This window comes from Sandarakinorhabdus sp. FBCC-B8862 (assembly GCF_059745315.1).
This window is the reverse complement of record NZ_CM185574.1, coordinates 3,006,492-3,032,879: the sequence shown is the minus strand read 5'-3', so window position 1 is coordinate 3,032,879 and position 26,388 is coordinate 3,006,492. Positions and strand designations below refer to the sequence as shown.

Below are 26,388 nucleotides of genomic sequence, written 5' to 3'. Positions count from 1 at the left end.
GCTGCGCCTCACACCGTCAGGCTCATCCCGCGATAGATGCGGCTGCGATAACGGCTGTCTTCCGCATCGGGCAGCGGCGCACCGGCCAGCAGCACGGCGCGGGCAAAGCGGCGCACCTCTTCCTGGTGCTCGGCCTCGCTGCGCGGTTCTTCCGAGCGCACGCGGCGGGTCAGGTTGATCTGGTTCACCGCCACCTCATGCACCAGCCGCTCATTCTCCACCGCGATGGTCGCGGTAAAGGCGTGCAGCGTCGTCTTGACGAAATTGGCCAGCGCAAAGGCGCCCTTGGCCCCTTCGCCCATCGGCACATCCGGCGAGACCAGCACCAGCTGGCAATGATCGAACAGCGACACCTTGCGAGCGATGCGGAAATGGTGGGTCAGGTTGTGCTCCACCACCTCGGCAAAGCCGGCACCGTCCAGCGGCTCGTCACCATCGAACAGCCGGTCCGGCAACGGCGCCAGCGGTGTTGAAACGATGGTGGTCGGGTGGCCCCACTTGGCCAGCGCCTGGTCCATGGCGGTTTCGATATCGCCATCAATCACGAGCGTTTCGACCCGGTCGACGCCCTGGCTCACGTGGCCACGGATCGCCGCGCCAGCCGCCGTCGTGCCAGTGATCAGCACCACGCGCGCCACATCGGTGTCGAGAAAGCCCTGGGCCGCCGCGCCGAGATAATCGGCCAGATGCTCACCCACCAGCCACACGGTCTTGCCGCCCATCTGCGCCAGCCGCTCCGCCTTGGGGCTGCCGAACAATTCGCGTTCGGTATGGCTGCGCTCCACGTTGAGGCCGCCCGAAGGCATGAAGGTTTCGCCCGACACGGCGCGATCCGCCAGGAAGAACACGGTCGCCTGCGCCACTTCGGTCTCGGTCGGCATCTTGCCCAGGTGCAGCTGGCTCAGCACGCCACCCCGCACCTTGGCCGCCTCGCGCCCGATCTGCGCCACCGGCAGCCACGGCACATCATCCGGCGGCACGCGCAGCAGCCAGTCATGCTCGTCACGGGTCTGCCAATCCGTGCCGATCAGCCAGCCACCCAACCGCAACCGGCGCAGCAGCTTGGCCGCCAGCGGCGGGGTCAGGATGAACCGGTCCCAGCAGCAGCGCTCATCGCCTTCGCGGGCGCAGGCCAGCGCCAGGTCACGCAGCGGCTGCGGGTTGGAGCGGTCGTGGCTCAGCTGCACGCTGTCGTTGCGCGCCAGCTTTGACAGCAATTGCGCCACCGGCGCGCCGCCGCGCACTGCCTTGATCACGGCGGCGTGCACGGCGTTCAGCCGCTTGTTCTCCAGGATCAGGCGGCCGCGCCGATCGAACAGGCCGGGCTTGCCGCCCAGGCCGGCCAGCCGGTCCCCATCCACGGGGCCGGGCGCAATGGCGTTGATCTGGATCTGCGGGCCCAGATGCCGGGCCATGGATTCGACCATGGCGCGCTGGCCGGATTTCGACACGGCATAATCCGTGCGGTTGGGATAGGAGACGGCAAGGAATTTCTCCCCACCGAAATAGCTGGAAACATTGAGGATATAGCCGCTGCCCTGTTTGCGCATCAGCGGCACCACCATCTGCATCAGGGCATAGTTGGAGATGAGGTTGGCGAACTGGGTGTGGCGGAACGCGCCCACCTCCATGTCCACAGCCATCTCCTCGGCGCCCGAGATGCCGGCATTGTTGATCAAGTAATCGATGCGGCCAAAGGCCTTCAGCGTTTCATCCACCGCCCGCTTCAGGCTGGCCATGTCTGCCACGTCGATTCCAGCCAGCGTGCGCACCCGGCGCTCCACCCCGGCAAAGCCGATGTCCTGCAATTCGCCAACGATGCGTTCGCGCGCGGCGTCCAGCTCACTCTCGCGGCGGGCGACCATCATCACCTTGGCCCCGGCCAGCGCCAGCAACCGCGCCAGCGCGCCGCCAATGCCGGCCGAACCGCCGGTGATCAGTGCCACCTTGCCCAGGTGCAGCCCGGTGATGTTCTCCGCCGTGCCCACCAGCGCACGGCGCGCGCCGGTCGCCTTGGCGATGCTCTTGGGCAGATAGAGGTTGATCGGATCCACCTGCCGGTCGGTCAGCAGCAGGCGCGCGGCCTGGCCAGCGGCGAAGTCGCGGTTTTCCAACTCGCCATTGCCATAACGCACGATCTGGTTGCCCCAGATCACCCGCGGGGTCTTGCCCTGCGCATGCGCCACCCTGGCCTCGTCGCGCCACACGCGCAGCAGCTCCTCGATGGCGGCACGCTCCACATCGGCCCACAGATTGCCGGCGCCATCATCACCATTGGTGATGAACACCACGCGCGGATCGGCGGCCAGATCGCTGCTGCGCTGCCAGTAACGGTCGAGCGTGCGGGCCAGCGCGATCGCGCCTTCCAGCTCGTCATCGACAAAGCGCTCGACATCGGCATCCGTCGCCTCGCCCAGCGCGCCGGTGAAATAGCCGGGGCCACGGGTGGGCAGGATCACCGCGCCATCGATGGCGCCGCCGGCCGAAAATTCCGCCAGCGCCTCGTCCATCGCAACATGGTCGTGGCGCGGGAAGCGCACCGCCGTCACGCCGGCCGGCAGCCGATCCTGCGCATCATCCAGCGCGGCTTGCGCGTGATAACCCAGCAGCACGCGCGCGCCCTGCGCAGCAAACAGGCCGGCAATGGCCAGGCCATCGTCCAACTGGTTGCCGGCGGCGACCAGAATGGATCGGCCATCGCCATCAATGGCGCGCATGTCGGGCCGGTGCAGGAATTCGCTGCGCGATTCCTGCGGCACCGCCATGCCATGCGTCACTTCAAAATCATGCGCGGCAAAGGCGGCGCTTTCGTCACTGCCCATGAACACACAGGCATTGGCAATGTCCGCCGGGGTCGGGAAGGTCTTGGCCCTGGCCTCGCCCTCGACACTGCGCTCCAGCGCCATCAGATCAAAGAAATGATTGGCCGTGCTGCCCGGCGCGTCGCCCTTCAGGCCATCCATGGCGGCAAACACGGTGCGGATGCGTTCGGATGCAATCGGGCCGGGATAAAGCGTGTTCACCCGGATACCACGCCCACCCAGTTCGCGCGCCAACCGCTTTGACAGGATGTTCAGCGCCGCCTTGGGCACCGTGTAGGCGGCGCGGCCGAAATAATCGGTGCGGCTGAAGATGGTGGAAACATTGATGATGCTGCCGCCCTCCCCCATCGCAGGGGCAGCGGCCCGCACCAGGTTCCACGCCACCACCATGATGTTGCGGGCGGCATCGCCCACCGTCTCATTGTCGGGCGTACCCTCCAGCTCATCGGCCGACAGCGGCAACGCGCCCAGCACCTGCTTGGGGCCGGCCGAACCGGCGTTGTTGACCAGTATGTCGATGCGGCCATGGCGGGCGACCACCTCGGCGATGCCGGCGCGCACCGATTCGATGTCGGCGCCGTCCATCGTCACGATGCTGGCGCTGCCGCCGGCATCGGCCACGGCCGCTTCCATCGCAGCGGTGGTGCGGGCGGCATCCCGGCCGCTCATCACCACGGTTGCGCCTTCGGCCAGATAACGGCGCACGATGCTGCCGCCCAGATTGCCGGCCGCCCCGGTGATCAGCGCCACCTTGCCGGCCAGCCGGCCAGGGCGATCTCCCTGCGGAGCAGGCACGGGCTCACCGCCCTTGGTCTTCGACATCGCGTTCATTCCCCCTGCCCTTCGCTGCTGCCGCCCAGGGAGGCCCAGGCTTCGTACAGTTCATCCTTGCCGCGCAGGCCCATGGCCGGCAGCGCGTGGTTGACGATATAGGTCGCGCCGGTGTGGCGGTTGTCCCACATGCTCTGGTGGGCTTCCGGCAGGCCTTCCCACGGCACCACCGTCGGCTCGGTCACATCCAGGATGCCGGCCGCGATCATGTCGTTCATGCGGGTGACTTCATAGGCGTTGCACAGATGCGTGCCGCGGATCTCCGCCATCGGCATGATGATGCGGCGCTGGCGCGTCCACACCTGTGGGGCATAGAAGTTGTACCGCTGCCCCGCCATGTCCTCGCAATAGACGACCCGGCCGGTGAACGGCTTCACCAGCGCCGTGGTCACGCCCAGCGTGTCCTGCCCGGCGCGCTCCAGCACGATATCCGGGTTGCCGCGCGGATTGTCGGGGCTGCGCAGCAGCTTGCCGACCGCATTGCCGAACGGCTTCAGCGTCTTGTCCTGGAACTGGCGCACCGCCTCGCGGAAGGTTTCGATATCCTCGCGCGCCACCGGCAGGCGCGGCATGGTGTCCGGCCAATCGAAATTGGCACCTTCCCGCCGCTTGATGCCTTCCAGGCTGACGACGCCGGCCACCGCATCCTCGAAGCCCAGGCTCAGGATGAACTCGCGCTGGCCATCGGTGTTGGTGACGACGACGATCCGGCAACCCAGCCCGCGCGCCGCCTCGATCATCTCCAGCCCGGTCTCGTCGGCCAGCGCCTTGCTGCCGGGGCCATAGAAGATCAGCACGGCCTCACCCCCGCGCGCACCCGCCTTGGCCAGCATCGACACCGGGTCGGAACCACCCTGCTTGCCCATGAAGCTGAGGTGATAGCCCGACGACGCGCCATAAAAGGCCAGCACGCCGCCCGGCCCCAGCAGCTGGAAGCTGCGCGGGAAGGCGGTCTCACCGGCATGGCTGACGGCATAATCGGCCAGCTTGCCGCCGTTCAGCGCCTTGTATTCCGCCACCAGCGCCTCGCCCGCGGCTTCCCACGCGGCCCAATCCGCCTTGCTGCCATCGGGCACCGGCGTGAACAGCGCCTTGAAGCGCGGATCGGTGCGATCAAGCGCGCCGACCGCGCCCTTGGACTTGACGAACTCGGCACGCGCCGGGCTCGACACCAGGCCGGTGACCTGCAACCCGCTGGCCTTGGCCGATTTCAGCGCGTCCAGGCCCGTCCCGGTGGCCGAGCCTTCGATGAAGATGGTCTTGCCGCCCACGATTTCCAGCGTGGTGTAAAGGCAGCGCCAGATGGTGCCGAGGTTGAGGATATAGCTGCCCGCCTGTTCCAGCGTCAGATCGCCCGGCACGGGATGCAACTGCGGCGCCTGCACGGTCAGGAACTGGGCATGGCTGCCCGACTTGGTCTCATAGCCCTGGATGGCGAAATCGGCATACATCGGGTCACGCCCGGCCTGCGGGCTCAAGAGGTCGGAGGTGCCGGAATAGACCGCCACCATGTCCCCCACCTTCAGTCGGCCTTGGCTGCGCACCTCGCTGCCCAGCGCCGCAACCAGCGCCAGCCCGCCCGAACCGGTCAGCTGCACATCCTCCTCGTGATTGTCGAACGGGGAGACGGGAATGCCGGTCAGCGCCCAGATATCGTTGAAGTTCACTTCCGAGCTGAGCAGATAGACCAGCGCCTCGTTCGGCTCCGGCTGCGGTGTGGGCACGATCAGCTGCTTCTCGTGGGTGGCCGGCGGGCCGAACTGCGGCGCGCCCGTGTCAGGGTTGCGCGCAATGCCAAAGCCATATTGATGGCCCGGGATCGGCGTCACGCCGGGGAAGAAGGGCGCGCCCACCGGCAACAGGTCGCCGGCCGCTTCCAGCCGCTTGGCCTTGGCCGCGAACTCGGCCTCCACATGCACGCCATTGCGGCGCACCGGCAGCGGCGGTGCCTTCTTGTCCATGAACAGGCGGATGCCAGTCTTGCCACCTTCGGGATCGACCACGGCCTGCGCGAACAGTTCGGCTTCGCGGGCGAGGCCGGCGTTCATGCCCTCTCTCCAACCGGTGCGGATGGCATCAATGGCGCGCTCACCCGCCTTGCCGCGGCCGGCCCACGCCAGCTGCTTCAGGATGCGCTGCACGAAGTCATCGGCCAGCGCGGCATCCAGATCGACATGGCCCTCATGCTGCCAGGCGCTCTTGGCGGCCTTGCGCCGCTCCGCCCAGGCACGGCCCAGGTGGCTGGTATCGCCCAGGCGAACGAACTCGCGCACCGCCGCATGGGCGAGGCTCAGGGCGTCGGTCGAACCATCGGCAATGGCATCGATCGCGCCCATTTCCAGCGCATCCGCCGCTTCCACGCTGCGGCCGCCCAGGATCAGGTCAAGCGCGTCGAGCATGCCGTCCGGCCCGCGCCGGTCGGTCAACAGGCGCGGCAAGCGCTGGGTGCCGCCATAGCCCGGCAGCAGGCGCAGGCGGATTTCCGGCTGACCGAAGCGGGCGTGGGATTCCGCCACGCGATAATGGCAGGCCAGTGCGAATTCCATGCCGCCGCCCAGCGCCACGCCCTGGATGGCCGCCACACAGGGCTTGCCCATCTGTTCGATCTTGCCGAACGCCAGCTGGGCGTTGGCCGGCAGCACACGGGCTTCCTCAAGCGTGTGGATTTCCTCCAGGAACTGGCGGATGTCGGCGCCGGCGACAAAGCTTGCCGTGCCATCGCCGGTGAACACCACCGCCGCCACATCATCGCGGCGCGACAGATGCTCCACCACGATCACCAGCTCGTCGATGGCGCGTTCGTTCAGCGCGTTGACCGGCGGGTTGGTGATGAACACCGTCGCCACCTTCTTGCCCGGCGCGACGATGTTGTACTGGATGCGAAAATAGCGATAGCGGTCAAAGATATCCTGGTCTTCCGACAGGCGCTGCTTGCGCTCCCACGCGGTGATGGCGCGCTTCAGTTCATCCAGGCTCTCCGGATTCTTCAGGGTGGTGACATCGCCCAGCGGCGCCCCTTCCACCAGCGCGCGCACCATGCGGCGCATATATTTGCCGCTGCGGGTTTCCGGGAACTGGCTCACCGTGATGAAATCGCCCGGCACTGCCACGGCGCCCTTTTCGCTGCGCACCAGATCGGCCAGCCGGCGTTCGTCGTCGCGGGTGATGATCTGCCCCGGCGCCGGCGTGATGAAGGCCAGCGGAGTCAAGCCCTTCTCGCGGTGCGGCGCGCCAACCACCAGCACATTGCCCACCGGGCTTTCCGGGTTCAGCGCCTTGTCGCGCAGGATGGCGCCCTCGATCTCCTCGGTGCCCATGCGGTGGCCGGAAACGTTGATCACATCGTCCGAGCGGCCATGCAGCGAGAAGCCGTCGTCATCGCCCTGCACGGCGAAATCGCCCTGGGTATAGGCCCACACGCCCTGCCAACGGCCCCAATAGCCATCGCGCCAGCGGCCGGCATCGCCGGCCCAGCCGCCAATCACGCGGCCATCTTCCACCCGGAAATTGTCGCTGTCACCCCACACGGTGCGCGCCAGATAGGGATAGGGCGCGGCGATGATGATCTCGCCCTTCTCGCCTTGGCCGGCCTTGCGCCAGGTCACGCCGTCGCTGCCCTCGCGGGTCAGCAGCACGCGTGCCTGCTTGTCGCCGGCCTCATCCTCCACCCACACATCGCCAACAATCCACGGCAACGGGAAGGTGCGGGCATCGGCCGCCAGCGGGAAATCGCCATTGCCATAGAAATGCGTCCAGGCGATGCCGCCATGCTCGGTCGCCCAATAGCTGTTGATATATTGCGGCGTGATATGATCCATGCCGAACGCCTGCACCGGCGGCGAGCACGGCTCGGCGCAGAAAGTGGCGACGCGCAGCTTCGACAGGTCGTAGGCCTGGATATCCTTCAGATTCTGCGGATCGGTCATCACCGCCTTCAGGAAGGTCACGCCGGCCTTGAAGATGGTCACGCCGTGATTTTCGATCATCGCGGCAAAGCGCCCGGCGTGCGGAAACACCGGGGAGCCTTCGGCCAGCACGGTGGTGACGCGGGAGAGCAGCGCGGCGGCGATCATGTAGCTCTGGCCGGTGATCCAGCCCGGATCGGCCACCACGAAGATCGTGTCGCCAGGCCGCGCATCAAAGGCGACCTTCATCGTCTCCATGATGCCGCTGGCATAGCCGCCATGAACGTGGACAACGCCCTTCGGCTTGCCGGTGGAGCCGGAGGTGTAAATGAAGAACAGCGGATACTCGGCATCGACCGGCAGCGGCTTTGACGCTTTCCACAGCGCCGCCACAAAGGCCTCGTCGTCGAGAGCGTGCAGCGCCGCCTCATCGGCCAGCCCGGCCGCCGCCACGATATCGGCCAGCGCGGCGTTGGTCAGATCATGGCTCCACACATCGCGGTCACGCCACACCAGATCGGGCACATGGGTGTGGTTGGCGACAATCACCGCCTCGACGCGCGGGGGGGTCGACACCAGCGCCTCGGCGATGGCGATGCGGATGCGCGCCGATTGGGCGGCATCAACCTGGCCGTCCTTGCCCAGCTCGGCCAGCGCCCGGCCCAGGCCGCGCATCACGTCGCCGCGCTCCACCGTCACCTCGCCCTTCAGCGCGGTGGCGACAATGCCGGCCATGGCCGTGCGGGTGGCGTCCGACAGGCCCAAGTCTCTGCCCGTCAGCCGCTCTTCCAGCAGGCGCAGGGCAACGGCCACCGGCACATAGTTGTCCAGCGCCGGATCGGTATAGGCCGTCTTGAACGGCACGATCTGGGCGTTGCGGTAACCACCGTCAGCGGTGATGACGATGCGGGCGCCGGCATCATGAATGCGGTCCGAAAGCGTCTTGTCCGAAAAGCCGCCGAACACCGGCGTGTAGATGACGCCAATGCGCTTGGCACCCTCGCTCCAATAAAGCTGGGCCGGCACATTGGGCATGTTGAGCGCGATGCGGTCACCGGCCTTGAGACCCAGCTTGGTCAACGCAATCGCGCACTTGGCCGCTTCCAGCAGCAGCTGGCGGCGGGACACGGTGATGCAATCCACCGGCGCGCCGCGGCCATTGTTGGCCGCCAAGTCCCAGCGGTCGCCTTCAAAGATGAAGGCCGCCTCGGCGCCATGGCCGGCCAGCACATGCCGGTCCAACTCGTTGAAGGCGGCATTGGTGAAGCCGCCTTCGAACCAGCGGAAATTGGGCGCATCATCGGCGTTGAAGGCCCGCGTCCAAGGCGTGAAATCGGCGCCCAGATCGGCCGCCACCGGCGCCGCAGTCTCGGCATCCCAGCCGGTCCAGCGGCCGTCACCAGCATGGCTCATCCAGGCCTTGCGGCCGGCGACATCGATCAGCCAGTGCAGGTTGCGCGCGGCGATCTTGCCATGAAAACCACCCGGATCGGCCAGCACCGCCTCGCGCATGGCCTGCCAGTCGGCGCGGGTGGCGACCGGGTTATATTCGGGCCGGGGCACCGGCGGACGCAGTGGAGCGGCGGGATCGTACATGGCTCTGCCCTTTTGCTGGCCGCGGGAATCGGCAGAGGCCGTCCAGCGGACAGGAAAATTGAATGAGGGCAGGCCTTAGGGAAAGATTATGTCCCCGCCAAGGAATAATGGGTTCTATTATTGCCGGTGCGACATTCTGCCCTGCCGGACGGCAGTGCCCGGCCTCAAAAGGCGTTCTTGGGCAGCAACACGGCGCCAACCGTGCGGATCAGGATATAGAAATCCAGCATGATCGACCAGTTGTCGATATAGTAAAGGTCATGCTCGAAGCGCTTGATCAGCTTCTCTTCGGTGTCGGTCTCGCCACGCCAGCCGCACACCTGGGCCCAGCCGGTGATGCCCGGCTTCACCTTGTGCCGCGCGGCATAGCTTTGCACCACATCGGAAAACAGCCGGCCGCCCGCGCGGGTTGATGGCGCATGCGGGCGCGGGCCAACCAGGCTCATGTCGCCCAGCAGCACGTTGAACAGCTGCGGCAGCTCATCCAGGCTGGTCCGGCGCAGGATGCGGCCCACCCGCGTCACCCGCGGATCATCGCGGGTGGCCTGGTTGATGTTCTTGAATTCCAGCTGGTTGTGATACATCGAACGGAACTTGAAACAATCGAAGGTGCGATTGTTGAAGCCCTCACGCGGCTGGCGGAACAGGATCGGCCCGGGCGAATCCAGCTTGATGGCGATCGCCACCGCCAGCAGCACCGGCCAGATGAAGGCCAGGATGATCAGCGTCAGCAGCTTGTCCTCGATATTCTTGGCCACCGCCGACAGCCCGCCGATCGGCCGGTCAAACAGGGTCATCACCGGCACATCGCCCAGGATCACCACAGGCCGCCGGGCATAAGTGAAGGCGACCAGATCGGGCGCGAGCCGCACCTTGACCGGTGTCAGCGCCAACCGGGTGACGATTTCCTGCAAGCGCCGCTCGGCCGCCCATGGCAGCGCCACCACCACCTGATCCACCAGCCCGTCGCGGATCATCTCGATCAGGGTCGTCAGATTGCCCAGCACCGGAATGCCTGCCACCGCTGGCGGCACACGATCGCCCGACCGGTCATCAAACATACCGATCAGGGTTATGGTCAACCGCTCGTGCGATTGCACATATTGCGCAAAGCGTTGCGCCTGCTGCCCGGTGCCAAAGATTGCCACACGCTCGTTGAATGTGCCGCGCGTCTTCAACCGGCGCACCCCGATCGTGCCGATCGCCCGCACCGTGCACAGGCTCACCCCGCCCAGGGCCAGCCAGCTGACTGCCCACCCGCGCGAGACCTGGTCTGATTCCTTCAGAAGATAGCCCAGCGTGATCAGGAACACTGCCGACAGCATCCAGGCCAACACCACACGGTTCCAGCCCTTGCGCACCGAAAATTGCGCATCAATGTCATAGGCGCCAAGGCTTTCGGCCAACAGGGCATAGGCGGCGGCGCCCAGCAGCACGACACGGCTGTGGGTGTCGAGCGTGCCGCCAAAATCCCAGATGCCCACCGCGACCAAGGCCAGGCCGGATGCGGCAACCGTCAGAAACTCCACCACGCGTCCAAGCGTAATTGCCATGCCAAGCGGCACCCCCTTGCGGCTGGCACCGGGTTCAGAGGCCGCTTGCGGCAGAATGGCTCGTTCGGAATTCATTCAGGGTTGGACATTTACTAAGAAAAATTTAGGGATTGCGCCATCTTGTCGTTGAATCGGCATGGCCATGGCAACATGGCTTGGTATAGAGAGCGTCGCGAGGGAGAGTGTTGGATGGAAACGCCGTACGATTGGGTGACCGTGATGGCGTTTGCCGGCCTGATCGTCCTGTTCCTGCAGCGCAGCCAGGGCGAACCGCGCGACCATCTGTGGCAATATCTTGTTGCCTCCGTCGGCTGCGCCGTCACCAACTATATCGGCAACGAAGCCATGAAGAGCGGCGAGATCGCGCTGCACGCCGGCGCCCTGCTGCTGTTTGCGGCCACGCTTGGCTTTGTCTGGCGCGTGCTGAAGCCCTTCGATCAAGGCTGAAATCCGGGGCCAACCCGCCCCCGCCATCACAGGCCGCTCCGCGCTGCGGCGGCAGCCAGAGGACGCCCGATCAAGGCCGGCAGCGCCTGCGGCTGTACCGATTTCAGCAATTCCTGCGCAAACAGCCGCATTGCTGCCAGCACGGCGGGCGCCGGTTCGGCCGGCACGCTCAAGCGCACCAATATGCCATCGGCGATATAGCCATCCCATTGCTGCCGCAGCTTGACCATACGCTGTTCGGTGCCGCTGGTCGGCAATGCATCGCCAATGCGCGTCCAATAGCTGATGGTCTCAACCCGGCCCTCGTTGCGGGCAACCAGATCACGCACCGGCAGGCGCACGGACGGGCCCAGATCGAGCACCGCAGTGCGGACATTCTCGATCGAAAAGCCCACGGCCGAATAACACACCTCGGGCCGGTGCAACTGCAACTGGTCGCTCTGGATCGGGCCATAGGCCATCACCATCGTGATCGGCAACTGATCCGGCGCCTCATAGAATCGGGCGAGCTGGTCACCATAGAGCCGGTCTGCCAATGATCCCTTGCGCGGCTTGGGCAGAATGATGCTCGACGATGGTGCGGTGACCCAGCTGCCAATCTGGTCGGGCACAATATCTTCCAGATTGCGGCCCGGCGGCATCAGCACCAGCCGTTCACGCGGCGTCAGCACCACCGCTCCAGCGGCCCCGGCGGCAAGCGCGCCGCCCACCAGAAAATCCCGGCGTGATGGTCCGCTCATGCCGGCATGCCCTTGGGCTCGAGCCGGTTGCGCAGCGGCGTCAGCATCCAATCCAGCGCGAAGATCAGCAGCAGCGCCGACACGAAGGTCACCATGCCGGCCGAATTGTGCAGATAGCCCTGGGCCCAGGCATTGCCGAGATAATAGGTGATCAGCACCAGAGCCGCGACGCGCACGCAATTGGCGATGATGGCAATCGGGATCACCATGGCCAAAAGCAGCATCGAATAGACCGGGTTCGAACCCCGCAGCAAATAGACATAGAACAGACCGATGGCCGATAGGCTGACCAGCGAATTCAGGCCGGCACAGGCATCTTCCACCAACAGCTGATAGGGGCCGACATAGAGCGTCACGCCCATGCGCGCGATCGGATAATCCAGATTGGCCAGCGTGTCGGTCACCAGCTGCGACACGAATTCCTTCAGCGGCAGAGTGATCTGATCCAGGAACCAGCCCGGCAGCGGGACGACAAACCCCAGATAGAAGATCGGGAACCACAGCATGCGCAGCACAGCGAGGCCCCAATATTGGTAGACCACAGCCACCATGGCCAGCAGCAGCGCCGCCGCCTCCACACTGATGAATTCAAAGGCGCGGCCAGCAACATAGACCAGCATCGCCACCGCCAGCAGCACGGTCGTCACCGCGGCATGGCCCGGCCGCGCCAGCCGCATGATGTCATCCCAGCGCCGGAACACCAGCCACAGCCCGGTGACCAGCACGATGATCCCGTGCACACCGGATTCTTCCTGCCACGGCCCGCGTGCCAGGCTGATGATGGTCGGCACCGCCAATGCGGCCAGCCCAAGCGCCAGCGGCCAGTGCAGGCGCACAAACCCCCGCACGTCCAGCCTGGCGGGCGGCAGCGCCGCCGCCACCGACGTGGCGTTAGAAGTCATTCAGAACCGCACCCACCACGGCGCAGCGTGCCGCCGCCAATTGATCGGCCAGAACGCTCACATCCTTGTAATAACTCTGGTTGGTACGGCCGACGATCATCGCATAGGCGGCAGCGCCGGCGATGTTCAGCGCATCGGCGCTGGTGTTGGCGGCCGGCGTATCGAACAGCACCAGATCATATTCGCGCAGCAGCGTGTTCACACCGTCGCGGAAGCGGTTGCCCGACAGCAACTCCTGCGGCCGGCTGGTCGGCGGGCCCGCAGTGATCACCGCCAGACCGGGCAGCACATTGGCATTCACCACGCGTTCCGGGCGCGCCACCTGCAACGCCAGGAAGCTGGAAAGCCCCGGCGCGTTGGGATCAAGCCCGAAGATCTGGTCCTGCCGAGGGCTGCGCATGTTGGCATCCACCAGCAGGATCTTGTAGCCGACCTGCGCCAGCGCCACCGCCAGATTGGCCGTGACATAGGAACAGCCTTGGCCATCCGACGTTGAAACGATGGCAAGGCCACGCCGGCCGTTCTTGATGTGCTGGGCAATCACCTGGGTGCGCAGCATGCGGATGGCTTCGGCCCGCACCGAACCCGGATCGGAAATGACGATCAGCTCGTCCGATGTCGGCCGGCGCACGACATTCTGCAACGCCATGGCATTGATCAGCTGCTCGCGCGCCCGGTCGAGCTCTTCGGTGGTAATATAGCCGATTTCCAGCGCCGCCTGGTCGAAATCCAGGCCACGCTCGATGGCATGGGCCGCCACATGCGCCGCCTGATCCGCCGTCAGATAGCCCAGTCGCGTCAGCACATCGCGGATCGGGGCGTCATAACGTTCGCCACCGCCGACACGCACCTGCTCGACAACGCTGGTCTCAACCTCCTCGAACGGCACTTCAGATTCGTTGTTGTCCATTCACCTGTCCTTGCGCAGCCACTGCCGATCGAACCGACCAGGCATCATTGGGCGGGCTGAAATTGTTCGGCGCCCCGACGACGGATCAGCAAGCGCTTCAGCAGCCGCTTCCACTCCGCCTCCTGCTTGTCGGCCACCACGGCGAACACCGGCACCCGGGCCGCAAAGGCCAGGTCCTCGGCACCGCGCACCCGGCGGTTCAGCAATTCGACCAGCAGACCCATCAGGATCCCGACCGCCAGGCCGATGCCGGCCGACAGCGGGATAATCAGGCTCCAGTTCGGGAAGGTCGGATCGGGGCTGACAATGGCGTCGCCCAGCACGATCAGGCCGGCATCAGCCACGTTCGATTCCAGCTGCAGTTCGCTGGTGCGCTTGGCGGCCTGCTCATATTGCTGGCGCCGCAACTGGACTTCGCTGGTCAGCTGGCCCAGCTGGTCCAGCTTGTCCTTCATGGCAAACACCTTCTGGCGCTGCGCCTCATAGGCCGCTTCCAGTTGGGCGAGGCCACCACGCGACGCGCCAAGCTGGGCGGCGCCGGCCTGGCGGGCCACAACCTGTTCGCGGGCCAGCTGGCGCTCCAGCTGGGTGCGCCGGGCCAGCATGGCGATATAGGTCGGGTGCTGGGACCCCAGGCGTTCCGATGCCTGCTCGATCTGGTCATTCAGCGTCGCCAGCTGCACCTTCAGCTGGTCGACCACCGAGCTGCTGGTCGATTGGCGCACGGCCTCGAAATTCTGCAGCCCGGCGTTGGACCGCGCTTCGGTCAGGGCGGCCTGCAGGCTGGCCAGCTTGACGGATTCGGCATCACCCTGCCCCGTCATCACAATGCCGTTTTCCTGCTCGAACTTGGTCTTGGCCGCTTCAGCGGTCTGCAAGGCGCGCAGGGCGCGGGCCGACTGTTCCCGATACCATTCGGCGGTGCGGCCGGCGGAATCGGTGCGGAACTTCAGGCTGTTCTCGATATAGGCGTCGCGCAGCGCGTTCACCGTGCGACGGGCCACTTCCGGCACGCCCGCCTCATAGGTGATCTCCATGATGTTGGAGCTTTCGATCTGCGACACCTGCACGTTGTTCACGATCCGGTCGGCCAGCCAGCGGCGGAAGTCGCCATAGCCACCGGTTTCGGCCTGCCAGGTGGCCAGCAGGTTGGCGTTGCTGGTCAGGCCCAGCCGGTCAACCGCCTCACCGGCGATGCGGTAATCCTTGATCAGTTCCAGCTGGGTGCGGATGAACATCTTGATGCCGGATGCGTTCAGCATGGTACCGGTCACCGGATCGGGCTTGAAATTGTCCATCAGCACGCGGGCACGGGCCGGATAGCGCGCCGGCAGGATATTGCCCACGCCCACGCCCACCAACAGGCCCAGGAACACGGCAAAGGCGATCAGCCAGCGTCGCGCCACCAGGATCCGCACCAACTGAATCAAGCTCATACACGCTCCGGCCAGGCCGGCTCCCTCACATTCCGCATCCCGCCGGCACCGCCGGCAGGTAACCGATCAGAACAGGCGTTCCTTGACGATGATAACATCGCCATTCTGCACTTTCTGTGACGGATCGGCGTCAACTTCCTTGCCGTTGCCGCGCACCAGGCCAACCTTGTCGGCCTTGCCCGATGCCGTCACGCCGCCCGCCAGGCCGATGGCCTGCCGGATCGTCATTCCCGGCAGGATATTCTTCATGCCCGGACCATTGATCTGGCCATAAATGAAAAATGTCTCGGCGGGCGGGACAAACAACGTATCGCCCGGCTCCAGCATCGGATCGGCACTGCCGGCGCCGCGCACGAGCTGCTCCACCTCCAGCCGCTGTTCCGGCTGGCCCGGCCGGCGCAGATACACGAAATTCGCCCCGTCTGCTCGCACCCAGCCCGCCTTCAGCAACACTTCCAGCACATGATACGGTCGATCGAGCGGAACGATGCCCGGCGCGCCAACATTTCCGGCAACATTCACCGTGCGCGACACATAGGAACCGATTTCCACGTTGACCAACGGCTGCTTCAGATACCCGCCGGCAACCAACTTGTCGGTGATCAGGCGGGCCAGCGTGATGTTGGTTTCGCCCTGCGCCTTCACCGTGCCGATGAGCGGCATCACGATGGTGCCATCGGCCTTCACCCGGGTGGTGACGTTGAACTCGGTCTGGCCATAGACCACCACCTGCACACTGTCATCCGGGCCCAGCTGATAGCCAGCATAGGCCGGCTGGGCCAGCGCCGGAGCCGCCATCAACGCGGCGGCGATCGCAACAGGAAACATCTTGATCATCGGGACCCCTGATTGCCAAGCTCGAAGCCGAGGGTGAGCCCCACGGCGGTTGAATTGAAATCAAATACGGACGGATCAGACCGTCTTTGATTGTGCGACACATCCAGCGCAAAGTTGATGCGCCGGCCGATATTGCCACCCAGCTGCGCGAAATAGCGGCTGAACCGGTCGCGCGAGCGCAGCCGGCTTTCCACCGCCGACACCACGGCACCGCGGAAACGCGACGTGCGCTGGCTGTACCCGGCCGACAGGCTCAGGCCGCCGGGCAGATCATAGCGGCCGGCCACTTCGGCCAGATCCACCACGGAAAACTGGGCACCGGCAAAGCCATTGGTGCGCACGTTGCGGCTGGCCGAGCCGATCAGTGACAGCCGCGGCGACAACCGGAAGGTGAGGTTGGCGTCATAACCGGCGCCCTTGAAGCTGCTGCGATCCACCACTTGCGGCAGGCCATCGACGATGATGACATTCTGCGTGCTCTTCGGCGCAGTGTCGAGGAACGAGCCACCCACGCTCAAGGTCAGGCGCGACCCGAATTCGCGCTGATAGCCAAGCCGCACGCTGCGCTGCAGCAAACCATCAGTTTCCGGCCCGGTCGGCGTCTGCACCTGGCGACCGAGCAGATCAATGTCCGACAGGGAGCCATCAAGCGAGATGCGGCCCAGCGCCGGCCGGGCAAACGCCAAGCCGGCCGTGTAGGTCCAGCGCTTGGAGTCAAACGCCCCTGTGACCTGCCGGGCCACGCGCAGATCGGCATGATTGATGCCGCCGCTGATCGAAATCGCCGATCCGATCTGGCACGACACCGTGCCGCCGGCCTGCGCGGTCTTTTGCTCGATGGAACCGACCACGCCGACATCGGCGGTGAACACCAGGTTGCGCCGGAAGCTGGCGCCGGCATCCACGTTGCAGCGCGACAGCATTGCCGATGCGCCGGCGCCATAGAAATGCCGGTCCGCACCGCGGAACAGATTGTTGCCGCGGATGATGTCGCGGCCATAGCTGCCAATGCCATAGAGCCCGACACGACCTGCCCCCAGGCCATAGCTCAAGGTCGCCTTGGGCCGGATGCGCAGCCCGTCATCCTTCACAGGGCGACGCGCCAGATTGTCGTCATAGCGCGTCTGCACGTTCGCCAGCAGGCTCGGGCCGCGGCCGGGGTACCCCGGCAGGCCGGCCACGCCGCTGCTCGCGTCCTCCAGATCCTCGGTGTCGGCCAGATTGGGCAACACCGGCGCCGGATTGGGGCCGGCGCCCGGGCGCGCCGTCTGGGCCTGCGCGGGCAGGGCCGGCGCCATCGCTGCAAACAACAGCCCGCCGGCAAACAGCCATGCACGGCGGCCCCGACCCGTCGGCAATTGCGTCCACAGCATGATCAGACCACACCCCCTCGGCAGTTCTTCCGCGGCCATTGGTCCGGCCAACCCATCTCAATCACTGGCGCTCCTGCTACACGCAGCCCATCCGCCCGGCAACCATCTCGCTAGGTCAAGTGGTAGATTTTTCGGCTGTTGTGTGCGAATTGCCCATATTGCTACTCGCATGTGCAACATTCTCATGGCAGAGGCAGACGCAATTGCATTGCACCCGGGGCCGTAACTGGTGCGGGCAGGCAGCCAGCCGCTCTGGCAGCTGCGGCAACATTGTGGGGTTGGGATGATCTGGAAGCGCAAGTCACAGCAAGACGTTGAAAGCGTGGTCAACGACACGGCCGATGAGACGCAGAGCACCGTCACGCTGGTCGAATCCTTCACGCCGGCTCCACCCTCCTATGAAGGCATCACCGCTGGCGACAGCCTTTGGCGGGAACGGGTGGAGGTTGACCCGGCCCCCATGCTGCCACGCTTCATGGCCAGCGCCGCCGATGACATGGAATCAGCCTCTGCCGACCGTCTGGCCCGCCGCCGGCTTGCCCTGCGCGATGCGCTTGCCGCCTCGCAGCCCGTCGTCGCCCGCGATGCCTTCGCCGGCCGCCACGATCCCATGGCCCGCCTGATCAACGCCATCGAGGAACAGCGCGTCCATGTCGTCGTCTATGGCGAGCGCGGCATCGGCAAGACCAGCCTGGCCCATGTCTTTGCCGAAACCGCGCGGGAGGCCCGTTATCACGTCATTTACGCCAGCTGCGGTACGGCGGCCAATTTCTCGGAAATGTTCCGCTCGATCCTGGCCCGCATCCCGCGCATCTTCCACAGCTCGGTGCTGCCCAACTCGGCCGAAGCCGAAAGCGGCGACAATTTCGATGTCATGCTGCCCGAAGGCGAATATGGCGCCCGCGAACTGGCAGACGTGCTCAGCGGCGTGGTCGGCACCCGCGTGCTGATCATGCTCGACGAGTATGACCGTGTCGTCGATGTGAATTTCCGCCGGGATGTCGCCGAACTGATCAAGAACTTGTCTGACCGCGCGGCCCGCGTGCAGCTGATCATCACCGGCGTGGCGCTCAACCTTGACGAACTGATCGGCTATGCGCCGTCGATCCGCCGCAACATCACCGGCCTGCCGATGACGCCGATGACGAAAGCGGAAATGCGCGAGCTGCTGCGCATGGGCGAACGCGCGGCTGATATCAGCTTTGGCGACGACGCGGTTGACACCATCAGCCAGATGGCCGGCGGCTCGCCCTATCTGGTGCGCCTGCTCGGCCACCAGGCGGGGCTGCTGGCGCTGGATGCCGGCCGCGAGCGCATCAACCAGGCCGATGCCCGCCGCGCGGTCGACATGGTGATCCGCGACTGGCAGGCGAGCCTGCCGCGCCGGGTCCAGTCCAACCTGTCGCGGGAAGAAACCAAGACCCACTGGAACCTGCTGGTCTCCGCCGCCAAGGCCGGAAGCTCGGCCGATGGCTGGTTCACGGTTGACGATGTCTACGCCGAAATGGGCGGCGCCCTGTCGGCCCTCGCGATCGAGCGTGACCTCAAGCTGTTCGTCAACACCGTGGATCTGCTCGAACGGCGCGAAGGGCCGGGCGATCCGCACTTCCGCTTCGGTTATCCTGGCGTCGCCTCGCTGCTGATGATGTCGGCCGCCATGGCCCGCCTCGTCGCCTGACCGATCGCACGGCCATGCCCGACCCGGCACCACCCAGCCCGGACAATTTCCGGGTGACGGTGATCATTCCGCACTTCAACATGCCCGATGCGCTGGCCCGCTGCCTCGCCTCGGTGAAGGCGCAGCGGCTGGACGGCGCGGTCGAGATCATCGTTGTCGACAACGGGTCGCGCATCACGCCCGAAGCCGTGCTGGCCGCCTATCCCGACGTCCGCTATCTGGTTGAGCCCACGCCCGGCCCCGGCCCGGCCCGCAACGCCGGCGTTGCCATTGCCCGCGCCCCGGTGCTGGCCTTCATCGATGCCGATTGCCGCGCCGGCGATGGCTGGCTGAAGGCCGCGGTGGAGGCGGTGGAGCAGCTGGGCGAACGCGGTGTCGTCGGCGGCGACGTGCGCATCGATTTCATCGACTCCGCCCGCCTCACACCGGTGGAAGCCTATGAGTCGGTGTTCGCCTATCGCCAGCGCATGTACATCGAAAAACAGGGTTTTTCGGGTACGGGGAATCTGGCCATGCACCGCGATGTCCATGCCCGGGTTGGCCCGTTCGCCGGCATCGGCATTGCCGAGGATCGCGACTGGGGCCGCCGCGCCACCGCTGCCGGCTATCGGCCGGTCTATGTCGATGCCATGCGCATCTATCATCCGGCCCGCACCGATCTGGGCGAGCTTCAGCTGAAATGGCAACGCCACATCGCCCATGATTGGGCCGAACATCGCGCCGCCGGCAAACCGCTTTGGCGCTGGCTGGTCAAGGCGGCACTGATGCCCGCCTCCATCATCGTTGATGGCGCCCGGCTGATGACATCGGATCGCCTCTCCGGCCTTGCCAACCGGCTGCGCGGCTTGCGCACCCTCACCGGCATCCGGCTGATGCGCATGGGCGAAATGCTGCGCGTCATCCGCGCTACCGACGAAGATGCGCGCACCCATTGGCAACGGGGATCGGCATGACCGGGGCCACCCGCGCCGATACGATTGCCGGCAACTGGCGCGCCTGGAACAGCAGCACCGCCGCCATGCCGCTGGGCGTGGTGGTCGTCAATTTCCGCGGCGCCAACGATACGATCGAATGCCTGGAAAGCCTGCTGCGCTGCCCGCAGCCGCTGAATATCGTCGTCGTCGAAAACGGCTCCGGCGATGACAGTGCCCAGCGACTGCGCGATTGGGCCGCCGGCCGGCTTATGCATCAGCCCGAATCCGAAGCCATGGCACCCTTTTCCATGCCGCCGGTCGCCAAACCGGTGCGCATGGCGGAGCTCAACGCCGCCGATGTCAATGCCCGGCCCGGCGTGGCGGCCACACTCACCCTCATTGTGTCAGACCAGAATCTGGGTTTCGCCGGCGGCAACAACCTCGGCCTGCGCCATCTGCTTGGCGATCCCCGCCTGCAATGCTTCTGGCTGCTCAACAACGACACGGTGGTGGCGCCCGATGCCCCGTCCAGCCTGCTAATCCGCATGCTAGCCACGCCGAATGTCGGAATGTGCGGCACGGTGGTGCGCCATTATTGGGAGCCGGATCGGCTGCAGGCGCTGAACGGCTCGATCTACCGGCCGCTCACCGGCGCCGGCAAGTCCATCTGCGGCGATGAACCGGCCAATGTCACCTACAATCCGCAAGACGTTGCCGACGCCACCGATTTCGTGCTCGGCGCCAGCCTGTGCGTCAGCCGCCGCTTCCTCGCCGATGTCGGCTTCATGGCCGAGGATTATTTCCTCTATTATGAAGAGATCGACTGGTCGGTGCGCAACCGCAAGCTGCGCGACAACCAGTTCGCCATCGCCTTCGCCCATGGCGCCAATGTCTTCCACAAGGCCGGCCGCTCGATCGGTTCGGCCAGCGCCATTTCCGGCCGCAGCGCCTTTTCCGATTACTGGATGACCCGCTCGCGCCTCAAGTTCACCTGGCGCCATTATCGCCGCCTCTGGCCAGTTCACTGGCTGCTGTGCTGGGTGCAGATCGCCCGTCGCCTGTGGCGGCGGCAGCGTGCCAATGCCGCCGCCATCGCCAAGGCCGCCTTCGGGCGGCCGTTCTGACCCATGGCACGCACCCTGATCCCCGCCGCCGGGCCGGCACCCGGCCAAAGCACCAAGCTGGATATCCACCCGTGAAAGAGATCAACATCGGCCTGTTGTGGCATTTTGCCGGGGCGACCAACCTTGGCGTCGGCGCCCTCACCGCCAGCAACCTTGCCCTTGCCCGCCGCGCCGCCGAACAGGCCGGCGTCTCGGCGCGGTTCACGGTCATCGGTTCGCGCGATCCCGGCCCGCCCTGCATCGATGGCCCCAATGTCGCCACCCGCGAAATCACCGGCCGCTATATGGTCAACCCCGCCGGCTTCCTGGCCGATGCCCGCGCCTGTGATCTGATCCTCGACATCAGCGGCGGTGACAGTTTCACCGATATCTATCCCGACAAGCGCTTTGCCTACATGATGGGCACCAAGATCATGGCGATCCTCGCTGGCACCCCGCTGGTGCTCAGCCCGCAGACCATCGGCCCGTTCAGCCGCCAGCCGCACAGCGCCATCGCCGGCTGGATCAGCCGCCGCGCCCGCGCCATCTTCACCCGCGATGCCTTGTCACTGGCGGCCCTGGACAAGTTGGCGCCCGGCGTGCCCGCCCGGCAAGTGGTCGATGTGGCGTTCGCCCTGCCCTTCACGCGCCGCGCCAAGACACCGGGCCGCCCACAGATCGGCATCAACGTGTCGGGCCTGCTGATGAACGGCGGCCATGCCGGCAACAATGAATATGGCCTGGGCTTTGACTATGCCGAACTCACCCACCGCCTGATCGAAACCCTCTTGGCCCGCGGCGATTGCGACATCCACCTGGTGCCGCATGTGCTGGCCCCGCACATGCCGGTGGAAGATGATTGTCTGGCGGCAGAACGGCTGCAGGCGCGCTGGCCCGAACTGCGCCGCCCGGCCAATTTCAACGGCCCCAGCGACGCCAAGAGCTTCATCTCCGGCCTCGATTTTCTCACCGGCGCCCGCATGCATGCCACCATCGGCGCCTTTTCCAGTGGCGTGCCCGTGGTCCCCATCAGCTACAGCCGCAAGTTCGAAGGCCTGTTCGGCGCGCTCGGCTATGACTGGCTGGTCCGCCGCGACATGACAACGGACGCGGCGCTGGTCATGATCCTGAACGGTTTTGAGAACCGCGCCCGGCTGGCAACGGACATCGCCAGCGCCACCCCGGCGATCAATGCCGGGCTCACCACTTATGTCGATGCGCTGGCAAAATTGTTCGCAGAAGCGGCGCACTGATTTCACCTGCCCGCCTCTGCCATTGACCGTCATGGGCGGCCACGGCAAGAGAACGGCAACAAGCGGCGCGCGGCGGCCGCAAACTGATGATGGAGACAATGATGGCCAAGCTTCCAAAGCACCTGCTGTTCACGGCAGCCACCAGCCTGCTGCTGGTTGCCTGCAACAAGACGGCCGACAAGCCGGAAGGCCAGGTCGTCGCCACCGTTGACGGCCAGGAAGTCACCATCAACGAAGTCAACATGGAAGCCAGCGGCATTGCCCCGTCGGCCGGCGGCGTGTCGCCCAAGCTGATTGAATCGGTTGGCCTGGCCCGGGTGATCGAACGCAAGATGCTCGCTGCCGAAGCCAAGCGCCGCAAGCTGGACCAGTTCCCGCAGTTCGTGCTGGCCAAGACCCGCAACGATGAAAACCTGCTGGTGCAGGCCCTGCAGGCCGAAGTCGCCGGCAAGGTTTCGGAAACCCCGCGCGAACAGGCCCAGAAATTCATCCAGGACAATCCGATCATCTTCGGTGACCGCCGCGTCCTCACCCTCGATCAGATCCAGTTCCTGCAAACGCCGCTGTCGTCCAAGGTGCCGCTGGCTGATGCCAAGAACATGGCGACCGTGGAACGGCTCCTGCTGGATGCCAATGTCGAATATCGCCGGGCGCCGCAGCAGATCGACACGCTGCTGCTCGATCCGCGGCTCAGCACCGAAATCGTCCGCCTCGCCCAGGGCCCGAATGGTGAGCCGTTCATGTTCGTCGACCAGCCGGCCGGTTCGCCGGCGCCGATCGTCTATGTCAACGTCGTCAGCGAACAGAAGACCGAGCCGTTCCTGGGCGAGCGCGCCATTTCCTATGCCCAACAGCTGATCCAGCGCCAGGAAATTTCCAAGCGCCTGCAGGCCGAGCTGACCCGCCTGCGCGAAGTGAACAAGGGCAAGATCATCTATGCCGCCGGCTATGACACGCCGGAAAACACCGCCAAGAAGCTGGACAAGGCCGCCGAAACCGCTGCCAAGGAAAAGGCGGCACAGGATGCGCGTGCCAAGGCCGGCGCCGCCAAGGCCACTGCCGCACCGGCCAAGTAACGTCGGCGGCGCCGGCGGCGCCGGCGGCCAAAGCAGATGACGGTGGGGGTCATGCAGGCTGATTTTCTTCGACGCGTGACGCGGGCAGACACGTGCACCGGCTGCGGCCTGTGCGCGGCCGTGTCGCCCGGCATCCGCATGGCCAGCGCCGGCCCCGGCTGGTCGCGCCCGCAGCAGACCGGCCCGGTTTCCGCGGCCGAGGATGCCGCCATCGCCGCCGCCTGCCCGGCGCTGGTGGTGGACGAACGCGACAATCCGCACGATCCCGACGAGCCACTGTGGGGCCCGCAGCTGTTCACCGGGGTCGGCCATTCCACCGATCCGGCGATGCGCCACACCGCCTCGTCGGGCGGCATGATCTCGGCCCTGCTGGCCCATGCGCTGGCGACCGGTCTTGTCGATTTCGTCGTGCAGGTGCGGGCCGATCCTGATCAACCGACCGGCAACATCACCAGCATCTCCACCTCGGCCGCTGATATCCTGTCAGCCGCGGGCTCGCGCTACACCCGCTCATCGCCGCTCGCCGGCCTCAACGATTGGCTCGCCCGGCCCGGCCGCTTCGCCTTCGTCGGCAAGCCCTGCGATGTCGCTGCCCTGCGCGCCCGGGCCAAGGCCGATCCGGCGCTGGCCGAACGCGTGCCGTTGATGCTGGCCTTCTTCTGCGCCGGCATCCCGTCAGACCGGGCTGTGGGCCGCATCCTCGATCATCTCGGCACCAAACCGGCCGAAGTCGCGGCCTTCCGCTTTCGCGGCGATGGCTGGCCAGGCTTCGCCACCGCCACCCTCAAGGATGGCAGCAGCCGCCGCATGAGCTACAACGACAGCTGGGGCGGCATCCTGTCGAAGGAAGTCCAATTCCGCTGCAAGATCTGCGCCGATGCCGTGGGCGCCGCCGCCGATGTCGCCTGCGCCGATGCCTGGTATGGCGATGACCGCGGCTATCCCAGTTTCGAGGAAAGCGATGGCCGCAGCCTGGTCATGGCCCGCACGCCGGCCGGCCTTGCCGTGCTCGATGCCGCCCGCGCCGCCGGCGCCGTCGCCACCGACACTGTGCCGGTGGCCGACATCATCCGCATGCAGCCGCACCAGGCCCGCCGCAAGCGCCAGGTCCTCTCGCGCCTGATGGCAATGCGCCTCGTCGGCCGGCCGGTGCCGCGCTACCTCGGCCTTGGCGTCACCGAAGCCGCCCGGCGCGAGCCGCTGCTGCAGCAGTTGAAAAGCTTTGCCGGCCTGGTGCGCCGGTTCATCAAGGGAACGGCATGATGGCTACCAAACGGCGCGGCATCATCCTGGCCGGCGGCTCGGGCACGCGGCTCTATCCGCTCACCAAGCCGGTCTCGAAACAGCTGATGCCGGTCTATGACAAGCCAATGATCTATTACCCGCTGTCGGTGCTGATGCTGGCGGGGATCAGTGACGTGCTGATCATCACCACGCCGCAGGATGCACCGGCCTTCCAGGGCCTGCTGGGTGATGGCAGCGATTGGGGCATGAACATCCAATATGCCCAGCAGCCGCGCCCGGAAGGGCTGGCGCAGGCCTATCACATCGGCGCGGATTTCGTTGGCAACGATCCCAGCGTGCTGATCCTGGGAGACAATATCTTCCACGGCCATGGCCTGCCGGAATTGCTGGCCAGCGCTGCCGCCCGCACCGATGGCGCCACGGTGTTCGGCTATTATGTCACCGATCCCAAAGCCTATGGCGTCGTCTCCTTCGATGCGCAGGGCCGCGCCGAGACGATCGAGGAAAAGCCGGCGGTGCCGAAGAGCAATTATGCCGTCACCGGCCTCTATTTCTATGATGGCGACGCCGTGGCGCTGGCCCGCGACCTGAAGCCAAGCCCACGCGGTGAACTGGAAATCACCGATCTCAACCGGCTCTATCTCGAAGCCGGCAAGCTGAATGTCGAGCTGATGGGCCGCGGCTTTGCCTGGCTCGATACCGGCACCCATGCCTCGTTGCTCGATGCCGCGCTATATGTACGTATTGTGGAAGAGCGCCAGGGTCTGAAAATCTGCTGCCCTGAAGAGATCGCCTGGCGGCGTGGGCTGATCGACGATGCGCAACTGGCACGCATCGCCGAACCGCTCAGGAAGTCCGGCTATGGCGCCTATCTTCTGGAACAACTGCAGCAAGGCAAGGCCATGCAAGGGGGACATCATGCCAATTCTTGAAACCCGGATGCTCGACAGCGCCACCGGCGCCTTCAAGCTCGACACGGCGCAGGCGCAGGCCGCCGGTGCGGCGCTGCACGCGCAATATGCCGCCGCCACGCCGTTTCCGCACATCGTGATGGATGATTTCATCGATGCCGATCTGCTGCGCGGCCTGATCAGCGAATGGCCAGCCGGCGGCGCCAAGGTCGGTTATGACCGGGATCAGGAACGGCTCAAATTCGAATGGCAGCCGGTCAACCTCGAAAGCGCGCGCATCCGCAACTTCCTTGCCGAAATGAACTCCGCCCCGATGGTGGCCTTCCTGTCGGCGCTGACCGGCATCGACAAGCTGATCGTCGATCCGCATTATCTGGGTGGCGGCCTGCACGAAACGCGCGCCGGCGGCCATCTGGGCGTCCATGCCGATTTCAACATCCACAAGGGCATGGGCGTGTTTCGCCGCCTCAACCTGCTGATCTATCTGAACGATGATTGGGATGCCGCGTGGAACGGCGCGCTGGAACTGTGGGAACGCGACATGAGCCGGCGCACCCACAGCGTGCTGCCCAGCCTGGGCCGCGCCGTGGTGTTCAACACCGATCTCGACAGTTTCCACGGCGTGCCCGATCCGCTGGCATGCCCGCCCGACCGCGCCCGCCGTTCGGTGGCGATGTATTATTATTCGGCCCCCACCGAAGGGCTGGAGGTGCAGCCGGATCGCACCACCGTGTTCCGCAGCCGCCCTGGCAGCAGCGACCGCGCTGATTGGCAGGTGATGCGCCGCCACATGCTGCGCGATTGGCTGCCGCCGGCCATCTATCGGAATTTCTTCGCCAAATCGAAAACCTGAGGA

18 protein-coding genes are annotated in these 26,388 nt (G+C 65.8%); 9 read left to right on the top strand and 9 right to left on the bottom strand.

Translation table 11 applies throughout. The features are described 5' to 3' along the window. Positions 1–8: 8 nt before the first annotated feature. The 3 genes from AC6BOR_RS14550 to AC6BOR_RS14540 all read right to left on the bottom strand — a co-directional run bounded on the left by AC6BOR_RS14550 (position 9) and on the right by AC6BOR_RS14540 (position 10,686). Entirely contained in the window at positions 9–3,644 is a 3,636-nt protein-coding gene (locus AC6BOR_RS14550) for an SDR family NAD(P)-dependent oxidoreductase (protein WP_498059082.1), read from the bottom strand. A gap of 5 nt (positions 3,645–3,649) precedes the next feature. Next, positions 3,650–9,154 carry an AMP-binding protein gene (locus tag AC6BOR_RS14545; RefSeq protein WP_498059081.1) on the bottom strand — a complete coding sequence of 1,835 codons (5,505 nt, stop codon included), beginning with the start codon at positions 9,152–9,154 and terminating at the stop codon, positions 3,650–3,652. 164 nt (positions 9,155–9,318) lie between these two features. Further along, the gene (locus tag AC6BOR_RS14540) at positions 9,319–10,686 is read right to left on the bottom strand and encodes an undecaprenyl-phosphate glucose phosphotransferase (RefSeq protein ID WP_498059080.1); all 1,368 of its coding nucleotides are present in this window, start codon (positions 10,684–10,686) and stop codon (positions 9,319–9,321) included. 210 nt (positions 10,687–10,896) lie between these two features. On the opposite strand from AC6BOR_RS14540, the gene AC6BOR_RS14535 reads away from it, so the two are divergent. Then, entirely contained in the window at positions 10,897–11,154 is a 258-nt protein-coding gene (locus AC6BOR_RS14535) for an XrtV sorting system accessory protein (protein ID WP_498059079.1), read from the top strand. A gap of 26 nt (positions 11,155–11,180) precedes the next feature. Here AC6BOR_RS14535 and epsI read toward each other — a convergent pair whose 3' ends face one another. From epsI to AC6BOR_RS14505, 6 genes are all read right to left on the bottom strand, one after another. Next, positions 11,181–11,894, bottom strand: a complete 714-nt coding sequence (epsI, locus tag AC6BOR_RS14530) for an exosortase-associated protein EpsI, V-type (RefSeq protein ID WP_498059078.1) — start codon at positions 11,892–11,894, stop codon at positions 11,181–11,183. Continuing rightward, positions 11,891–12,796 (bottom strand): exosortase V, encoded by a 906-nt coding sequence (gene xrtV / locus AC6BOR_RS14525; protein ID WP_498059077.1) that lies wholly within the window; start codon positions 12,794–12,796, stop codon positions 11,891–11,893. Before xrtV ends, epsI begins: the two co-directional genes overlap by 4 nt. Next, entirely contained in the window at positions 12,786–13,706 is a 921-nt protein-coding gene (locus tag AC6BOR_RS14520; RefSeq protein WP_498059076.1) for a hypothetical protein, read from the bottom strand. The genes xrtV and AC6BOR_RS14520 overlap by 11 nt, the downstream gene beginning before the upstream one ends. A gap of 44 nt (positions 13,707–13,750) precedes the next feature. Then, positions 13,751–15,142 (bottom strand): Wzz/FepE/Etk N-terminal domain-containing protein, encoded by a 1,392-nt coding sequence (locus AC6BOR_RS14515; RefSeq protein WP_498059075.1) that lies wholly within the window; start codon positions 15,140–15,142, stop codon positions 13,751–13,753. A gap of 66 nt (positions 15,143–15,208) precedes the next feature. Beyond that, a complete protein-coding gene (locus AC6BOR_RS14510) occupies positions 15,209–15,979 on the bottom strand; it encodes a polysaccharide biosynthesis/export family protein (protein ID WP_498059074.1) in 771 nt (256 codons plus the stop codon). Next, on the bottom strand, positions 15,976–17,277 hold the full coding sequence (locus tag AC6BOR_RS14505; RefSeq protein WP_498059073.1) for a hypothetical protein: 1,302 nt from the start codon (positions 17,275–17,277) through the stop codon (positions 15,976–15,978). The genes AC6BOR_RS14510 and AC6BOR_RS14505 overlap by 4 nt, the downstream gene beginning before the upstream one ends. Positions 17,278–17,635: 358 nt before the next feature. On the opposite strand from AC6BOR_RS14505, the gene AC6BOR_RS14500 reads away from it, so the two are divergent. The 8 genes from AC6BOR_RS14500 (at position 17,636) to AC6BOR_RS14465 (ending at position 26,385) form a co-directional block, all read left to right on the top strand. Next, the gene (locus AC6BOR_RS14500) at positions 17,636–19,030 is read left to right on the top strand and encodes an AAA family ATPase (protein ID WP_498059072.1); all 1,395 of its coding nucleotides are present in this window, start codon (positions 17,636–17,638) and stop codon (positions 19,028–19,030) included. A 14-nt stretch (positions 19,031–19,044) separates the two neighbouring features. After that, positions 19,045–19,983, top strand: a complete 939-nt coding sequence (locus AC6BOR_RS14495; RefSeq protein ID WP_498059071.1) for a glycosyltransferase family 2 protein — start codon at positions 19,045–19,047, stop codon at positions 19,981–19,983. Further along, on the top strand, positions 19,980–21,068 hold the full coding sequence (locus tag AC6BOR_RS14490) for a glycosyltransferase (RefSeq protein WP_498059070.1): 1,089 nt from the start codon (positions 19,980–19,982) through the stop codon (positions 21,066–21,068). The genes AC6BOR_RS14495 and AC6BOR_RS14490 overlap by 4 nt, the downstream gene beginning before the upstream one ends. 71 nt (positions 21,069–21,139) lie before the next feature. Next, positions 21,140–22,300 carry a polysaccharide pyruvyl transferase family protein gene (locus tag AC6BOR_RS14485; protein WP_498059069.1) on the top strand — a complete coding sequence of 387 codons (1,161 nt, stop codon included), beginning with the start codon at positions 21,140–21,142 and terminating at the stop codon, positions 22,298–22,300. A 101-nt stretch (positions 22,301–22,401) separates the two neighbouring features. After that, the gene (locus AC6BOR_RS14480; RefSeq protein ID WP_498059068.1) at positions 22,402–23,376 is read left to right on the top strand and encodes a hypothetical protein; all 975 of its coding nucleotides are present in this window, start codon (positions 22,402–22,404) and stop codon (positions 23,374–23,376) included. 75 nt (positions 23,377–23,451) lie between these two features. Continuing rightward, entirely contained in the window at positions 23,452–24,639 is a 1,188-nt protein-coding gene (locus AC6BOR_RS14475) for a Coenzyme F420 hydrogenase/dehydrogenase, beta subunit C-terminal domain (RefSeq protein ID WP_498059067.1), read from the top strand. After that, complete coding sequence (rfbA, locus tag AC6BOR_RS14470; protein WP_498059066.1) at positions 24,636–25,553, top strand: glucose-1-phosphate thymidylyltransferase RfbA; 918 nt, start codon at positions 24,636–24,638, stop codon at positions 25,551–25,553. Before AC6BOR_RS14475 ends, rfbA begins: the two co-directional genes overlap by 4 nt. After that, complete coding sequence (locus tag AC6BOR_RS14465; protein WP_498059065.1) at positions 25,540–26,385, top strand: 2OG-Fe(II) oxygenase; 846 nt, start codon at positions 25,540–25,542, stop codon at positions 26,383–26,385. Before rfbA ends, AC6BOR_RS14465 begins: the two co-directional genes overlap by 14 nt. The last annotated feature ends 3 nt before the right edge of the window (positions 26,386–26,388 follow it).